The organism is Bacteroides sp. UBA939 (genome assembly GCF_002293435.1).
Lineage (GTDB): Bacteria > Bacteroidota > Bacteroidia > Bacteroidales > Bacteroidaceae > Bacteroides.
Map to the genome: position 1 here is coordinate 1 of NZ_DBDF01000030.1, position 4,711 is coordinate 4,711.

The following is a 4,711-nucleotide window of genomic DNA, read 5'->3' on the forward strand; positions in this document are numbered from 1 at the left end:
CATAACTCTAAGGAACTCTTTTTGCCTACCACCTCCCTACTCCTCCTCCCGGGAGGAGGACATACCTTAGTGAAAGAAATCAGAGAAGCTGTCAGCGAAGCTAATAGAGATACTCTTGCTAATCACTAAGAAGAATCTGCGTTCGTCCGCTTATTCCGTGTCGTCCGCGTACCCATTTCCACCTAAATTCTCATTTAATTAATCACTAATTATAGCCTTATGACAATATTAGATATCATTATTTTAGCAGTAATCGGCGTCGGAGCCGTCGTCGGTTTCATTAAAGGATTTATCAAGCAACTGGCGGCAATCCTGGGATTGATTGTAGGTCTGCTGGCGGCAAAGGCACTGTACGTGTCGGTTGCCGAAAAAGTATTTTCTAAAATAACCGACTCTATGACATTTGCCCAGATATTGGCTTTTGTCGCGATTTGGGTTATGGTGCCGTTACTGTTTCTACTGGCGGCGGCTTTGCTTACCAAAGCCATAGAAGCCGTTTCGCTTGGTTGGCTGAACCGCTTGTTGGGGGCGGTACTGGGAGCTTTGAAATTCCTGCTGTTGTTGAGCCTGCTTGTCTACGTGCTGGAATTTATTGATTCGGACAATACACTGGTGGATAAAACAAAGAAGGAAGAATCCGTGTTGTATTATCCCATAAAGTCATTTGCAGAGATATTTTTCCCTGCGGCAAAGGAAGTTACAGAACAATATATACTTAATTAAGCAATGCAACCCGAAAATCATAATAAAGAAAAATCAAATCAGGACGAAGAGAAGAAAGTAGAAAAGAAGCTCTCCGATGAGATACTTTCTGATGAAAAGCTCTCCGGTGAGTTTTCCGACGAGGAACTTTCCGATAAGAAACCTTCTGAAAAGCCCTCTGAGAACCTTTCTGAACAGTTCTCCGAAGAGAAAGGAGAGAAAGAACAGAAGGAACAGAAAGAGGAGAAGAAACCTTCCAACGACTTTGTCCGGAAGATTACAGAGGAGAAGTACAAGTATGGTTTCACGACGGATGTACACACCGAAGTCATTGAGCAAGGACTGAATGAAAACGTGGTGCGGCTGATTTCCTCGAAAAAGAATGAACCGGAATGGCTGTTAGAGTTCCGCTTGAAAGCATATCGTCACTGGTTGACTATGGAAATGCCCACATGGGCGCACCTCCGTATCCCTGAGATTGACTATCAGGGCATCTCATACTATGCCGACCCATTGGCAAAGAAGAAAGACGCTCCGAAGAGCATGGATGAAGTAGACCCTGAACTGATAAATACCTTTAATAAACTGGGTATTCCTCTGGAAGAACGGATGGCGTTGAGCGGTATGGCTGTGGATGCCGTAATGGACTCTGTTTCCGTAAAGACTACTTTTAAGGAGACGTTGATGGAGAAAGGAATTATATTCTGCTCCATCAGTGAAGCCGTGCGCGAACATCCCGATTTGGTACAGAAGTATCTGGGATCCGTAGTAGGATACCGTGATAATTTCTTTGCTGCTCTGAACTCGGCAGTGTTTTCCGACGGTTCGTTTGTGTATATCCCGAAGGGTGTACGCTGCCCGATGGAGTTGTCGACGTATTTCCGTATTAATGCCCGTAACACGGGACAGTTCGAGCGGACGCTAATCATAGCAGATGATGACTCGTACGTTTCTTATCTGGAAGGCTGTACGGCGCCGATGCGTGATGAGAACCAGTTGCATGCCGCTATCGTGGAGATTGTAGTGCACGACCGTGCAGAGGTGAAGTACAGTACCGTGCAAAACTGGTATCCGGGCGATGCCAATGGTAAAGGCGGTGTGTATAACTTCGTGACGAAGCGCGGCAATTGCAAAGGAGCGAACAGTAAACTGTCGTGGACGCAGGTAGAAACCGGTTCGGCTATTACCTGGAAATATCCGTCCTGCATCCTTACGGGCGATAACTCTTCGGCAGAATTCTATAGTGTGGCAGTAACCAACAATTACCAGCAGGCAGATACAGGCACTAAGATGATACATCTGGGAAAGAACACCAGGAGTACCATTGTCAGCAAAGGCATCTCAGCCGGACGTAGCGAGAACTCTTACCGGGGATTGGTGCGTGTGGCGCAGAAAGCCGACAATGCCCGTAATTACAGTCAGTGCGACTCGTTGCTGTTGGGGGATAAATGCGGTGCGCATACTTTCCCGTATATGGATATCCATAATGAAACAGCGGTTGTGGAGCATGAAGCAACCACCAGCAAAATCAGCGAAGACCAGATATTCTATTGCAACCAGCGCGGTATCTCTACAGAAGATGCTGTGGGATTGATTGTGAACGGATATGCCAAGGAGGTATTGAACAAGTTACCGATGGAGTTTGCGGTAGAGGCGCAGAAGCTGCTTACCATTTCGTTGGAGGGAAGCGTAGGGTAGTTAGTAAATTGTCCAAAAGGCTATTCTGGCGAGTAAATATTAATATTTGAGAAACGATTAATCAGTAAATAAAGAGATGTTAGAGATAAGAAACCTGCATGCCTGCATAAATGGCAAAGAGATATTGAAAGGCATCGATCTCACGATAAAAGCGGGAGAAGTGCATGCCATAATGGGACCTAATGGTTCCGGCAAGAGTACCCTTTCGGCGGTGTTGGTGGGTAATCCGGCTTTTGAGGTGACAAAGGGCAGTGTGACTTTCAACGGTAAGAACCTGTTAGAGCTTTCACCGGAGAACCGTAGCCATGAGGGTATCTTCCTGAGTTTCCAGTATCCGGTGGAGATTCCCGGCGTAAGCATGGTGAACTTCATGCGTGCGGCGGTGAACGAACAGCGTAAGTATAATCATTTGCCTGCTCTCAATGCGAGTGAGTTTCTGAAATTGATGCGTGAGAAGCGCGCTGTTGTGGAATTAGATAACAAACTGGCCAATCGCTCTGTGAACGAGGGGTTCTCGGGGGGTGAGAAGAAGCGGAATGAAATCTTCCAGATGGCTATGCTGGAGCCGAAGCTAAGTATTCTGGATGAAACGGACTCCGGTCTGGATATTGATGCCTTACGTATTGTTGCCGAAGGTGTGAATAAGTTGAAGACACCGGAAAACAGTACCATCGTCATCACTCACTACCAACGCTTACTGGATTATATCAAACCTGACATCGTACATGTGCTGTACAAAGGTCGTATCGTGAAGACTGCGGGGCCGGAGCTGGCTCTGGAACTGGAGGAGAAGGGGTATGATTGGATTAAGAAGGAGTTAGGAGAATAATTTAATTGTGAATTATAAATGATAAATTATGAGTTCACAGATGTTACATACCAATTCATCATTCATAATTCAAAATTATAAAAAATGAATGCAGAACAACAATACATAGATCTTTTCTCCCAAGCGGAAGCTATGATATGCCGGCACAGCGCTGCGGTGATGAATACACCCCGTGCCGCTGCGTTTGCCGATTTCGAGCGGCTCGGCTTCCCCACCCGTAAACAGGAGAAATATAAATATACCGATGTCGGCAAGTTCTTTGAACCCGATTACGGTCTGAACCTGAACCGGCTGGATATCCCGGTGAACCCGTATCAAGTATTCAAATGCGATGTACCCAACATGAGCACATCCTTGTACTTTGTGGTGAACGATACCTTTTACAGCAAAGCATTGCCGGCATCCCAACTGCCCGAAGGAGTAATCTTTGGCAGCTTGAGAGAGATGGCGGAGAAGCATCCGGAGCTGGTGAAGAAATACTACGGAAAGATGGCGGATACTTCAAAAGATGGAGTCACAGCATTCAATACCGCTTTCGCGCAGGACGGCGTGCTGCTGTATGTACCCAAAAATGTGGTAGTGGAACGCCCCATTCAGTTAGTGAATATCCTGCGTGGCGATGTTAACTTCTTAGTAAACCGTCGTGTACTGATTATACTGGAAAGTGGCGCGCAGGCATGCCTGCTGACTTGCGACCATGCAATGGATAACGTAAACTTCCTTGCCACGCAAGTAGTAGAAGCCTTTGTAGGGGAAAACGCCGTGTTAGACCTCTATGAACTGGAAGAAACACATACCAGTACAGTGCGTATCAGTAACCTTTGTGTGAAACAGGAAGCAAACAGTAATGTGCTGCTGAACGGCATGACCTTATACAATGGAACTACCCGTAACAACATCGAAGTGCTGCTGGCAGGCGAAGGCGCCGAAATCAACCTTTGCGGTATGGCAATTGCGGATAAGAACCAGCATGTGGATAACCATACAAGCATCGACCATGCTGTGCCCCACTGTACCAGTAATGAACTTTTCAAATACGTACTCGATGACCAGTCAGTCGGTGCTTTTTCCGGTTTGGTGCTGGTGCGTCCCGGTGCACAGCATACCAGTTCGCAGCAGACGAACCGTAACCTTTGCGCTACCCGCGAGGCACGTATGTACACTCAGCCGCAGTTGGAGATTTATGCCGATGATGTGAAGTGCAGTCATGGCGCTACAGTCGGTCAGTTGGATGAAACAGCTTTATTCTATATGCGTCAGCGCGGTATACCGGAGCGTGAAGCCCGCCTGTTGCTGATGTTTGCTTTCGTGAACGAAGTGATTGATACCATCCGCTTGGATGCATTGAAAGACCGCTTACATCTGTTAATAGAGAAGCGTTTCCGTGGAGAATTGAGCAAGTGCCAAGGGTGCGCAATATGTAAATAGAGAATTTTGAATTATGAATTATGAATTATGAATTATGAATTTTGAATTTTGAAT

The 4,711-nt window shown here is 46.4% G+C and carries 4 protein-coding genes; all 4 read left to right on the forward strand.

Going from position 1 to position 4,711, the window contains the following annotated elements; translation table 11 throughout:
- Positions 1-219 precede the first annotated feature (219 nt).
- The 4 genes from B2Z67_RS02055 to sufD all read left to right on the forward strand — a co-directional run bounded on the left by B2Z67_RS02055 (position 220) and on the right by sufD (position 4,657).
- Positions 220-723, forward strand: coding sequence for a CvpA family protein (locus tag B2Z67_RS02055; RefSeq protein ID WP_291528158.1), 504 nt, complete (start codon positions 220-222; stop codon positions 721-723).
- A 3-nt stretch (positions 724-726) separates the two neighbouring features.
- Positions 727-2,400, forward strand: a complete 1,674-nt coding sequence (gene sufB / locus B2Z67_RS02060) for a Fe-S cluster assembly protein SufB (RefSeq protein WP_291528159.1) — start codon at positions 727-729, stop codon at positions 2,398-2,400.
- 76 nt (positions 2,401-2,476) lie between these two features.
- Positions 2,477-3,229 (forward strand): Fe-S cluster assembly ATPase SufC, encoded by a 753-nt coding sequence (sufC, locus tag B2Z67_RS02065; RefSeq protein ID WP_291528160.1) that lies wholly within the window; start codon positions 2,477-2,479, stop codon positions 3,227-3,229.
- An 84-nt stretch (positions 3,230-3,313) separates the two neighbouring features.
- A complete protein-coding gene (gene sufD, locus B2Z67_RS02070; RefSeq protein WP_291528161.1) occupies positions 3,314-4,657 on the forward strand; it encodes a Fe-S cluster assembly protein SufD in 1,344 nt (447 codons plus the stop codon).
- Positions 4,658-4,711 lie beyond the last annotated feature (54 nt).